This window comes from Zhenhengia yiwuensis, assembly GCF_014384995.1.
GTDB lineage: Bacteria > Bacillota > Clostridia > Lachnospirales > Cellulosilyticaceae > Zhenhengia > Zhenhengia yiwuensis.
The window spans coordinates 1-2,420 of record NZ_JACRSY010000089.1; the positions used below are offsets into that span (position 1 = coordinate 1).

Consider the following 2,420-nt stretch of genomic DNA (forward strand, 5'->3'; position numbering starts at 1 on the left):
TCATGGAACAATAGGGTATAAAACACCTATTGCTTACGAAAAAGAATACTACAAACAGAAGAAAGCTAGTTAACTAGAAAATCTCCGTTTGTAGTGTCTAATTTCTTGACATAGTATCAAATCATCATTATTATATAAGACCAAGGATTTCCCCAATTTAAAGTCCAAGCAATTCCATATCGCTTTCTAATAAAAATAGCACTATCTTCTTTATTATAATAAAATAAAGGAAATGGTTTATTTTTAGCTTTAATCCACAGCTGTCTTTCTTCGTATGTCCATTTTCTTTTTTGCATAATAGCCCCCTTAAATATATAATCTGTGTCCAATAAATACCCAATCACTTAAACTAAATATTTTGTTAAACGGTAGTTTGCAATCATAGAATGCACACAATATTAATGTCTTCCCAAATATCATTAATATTTTTCCCTTCTAGCATAGCTTTCAATAATAATTTATTAGCTGAGGGAAACTGTTGCTTTTCCTTAGTTTCTTCACAATATATATACCAATCATGATCACTATCTCTACTTTCAAAATAATGCTTCCCATTATAGCTAAATTCTATTTCTCTACCATAATTAACAGCTTCGTAAAAATCTCTCTTAGTATCTTTCAAGACGCTATTCCCTCCAACAAAATATATCAAATTTCTTTAATACATTATTTTCTCCAAATGCACCTCATAAACTTTCTTTGATTTATCTCATATATCTCTTTATTTTCTAACCTATAGGTATTCAAAGATGTAAAATCACTTTCTCTTAGTATGTCTAATTCAGTAATATTAGGATTATCAGTTGGAATTTGAATAAAACCATTAACCCATAAAATGCCATCATTATTAACGTAGTTCATTAAATTGCTATACAACTTGGGTTTTAGCCTATAGTGATTAATTATAATTCCTTCAACTTTATCTAAATTAATAAAACTATCATCTTTTGATAAATCTAATAACTTAGTTTGGATTTTAAGAGATTCCTTTTCTATGAAATAATTTAACCTATTTAATGCTTCTTCACAAAAATCTAAAGCAATCACTTCATATCCTAATCGTGCTAAATAAATCGCATTTCTCCCATCACCACAAGCAATATCTAATATTTTTCCTTTTGTAGGAAAATATATAAGATCATCTTCTAAACGTTTTTCATGCATCATAATGTTTAATTTTCTATCTTTAAATCGTGTATTCCACCAATCACTATCACCCATATATTTCATTTTTAAATTCTCCTCTTTATCTCTATATAACATTTAAACTAAAATTTATTAAGTTAACAAATATCATTTTTTCTTACTTTGACTTTATCATATTTTTATAATTAAATCATTATTTAAACAAAACATAAGAGGTAAGCTATAGACCTACCTCTGTGAGTTCTCTTTTTCAATTTCTTTTAATCTCCTGAACAGCCCACATAAAATTAGCAGGGCCATTAGGCCACACCCACTTTAAAAATTTTGTATTCCTATGAATAGTAATCTCATATTATACCAACTCCTTTGTAGATAGTATGGGTATAATAGGATAATTTTAGTCAATGAAAAAGAGTAGGCATAACGCCTACTCTAAAATGATATTTTTATATAGCCAGATTATGCACAATCAACCTCTAGTTATTAAACTTTAAACAGTATTCATGTTTTTCTATTTATTATACATATACTATCCAAAAATGTAATATAAAAATTCCAAACTACTTTTATTATCTTACTATTTCTGTGTTTTATTTCGTTGTATTCTCCTGTATATGTATATAAGATTGAACTCCTTCTACTGTGTATTCCACTGTATAACCCAATGTTTCGGAGATGAAACGCAAAGGAATATATGCCCGATTTTCGTCAATGAATGGTTCACTATCCATCAATACTTCATTTTCGTTTACAAGGGCATACGGATTATCAATTTTTAAAGTAATCTTTCCATGGTCTATTTTAATTTCATTTGAACTGTCAACCCAATCTATCTTATGCCCTAGTTTTTCACTTATAAAACGCAAAGGCACTTGTGTTCTCCATTTATTGTCTGTATAAGCCATCCCCATCTTCTCTGGAATATGTTGCTCTACATTGTTAATGTAAATATGGTTGATTGGTAGCAATTTATAATGCCCTTCCGTTTCTGGTAACTTATAAGCTAATATGGAAGTGCTTAGCCCTATACTGGAAATTACTACTACTACTAATCTGCTTATTTTCCTGAAATCTTTTCTCATTTTATACTTTCCTCTTTTAAATTGGATTTAATCATTATAAACATTTAAGCACCAAACATTATTTTGAACACTATGATACTATGTCAAGAAATTAGACACTACAAACGGAGATTTTCTAGTTAACTAGCTTTCTTCTGTTTGTAGTATTCTTTTTCGTAAGCAATAGGTGTTTTATACCCTATTGTTCCATGA

General features: G+C 28.7%; 4 protein-coding genes. All 4 read right to left on the reverse strand.

Annotation, left to right across the window (positions count from 1 at the left end; translation table 11 throughout):
- Positions 1–116 precede the first annotated feature (116 nt).
- Complete coding sequence (locus H8718_RS19920; RefSeq protein WP_249334807.1) at positions 117–296, reverse strand: DUF5808 domain-containing protein; 180 nt, start codon at positions 294–296, stop codon at positions 117–119.
- A gap of 83 nt (positions 297–379) precedes the next feature.
- Positions 380–622: a hypothetical protein gene (locus H8718_RS19925; RefSeq protein WP_249334808.1), complete on the reverse strand. Its 243-nt coding sequence runs from the start codon at positions 620–622 to the stop codon at positions 380–382.
- A 44-nt stretch (positions 623–666) separates the two neighbouring features.
- Positions 667–1,230, reverse strand: a complete 564-nt coding sequence (locus H8718_RS19930; RefSeq protein ID WP_249334809.1) for a methyltransferase domain-containing protein — start codon at positions 1,228–1,230, stop codon at positions 667–669.
- Positions 1,231–1,736: 506 nt separating this feature from the next.
- Positions 1,737–2,228, reverse strand: coding sequence for a copper amine oxidase N-terminal domain-containing protein (locus H8718_RS19935; protein WP_249334811.1), 492 nt, complete (start codon positions 2,226–2,228; stop codon positions 1,737–1,739).
- Positions 2,229–2,420 lie beyond the last annotated feature (192 nt).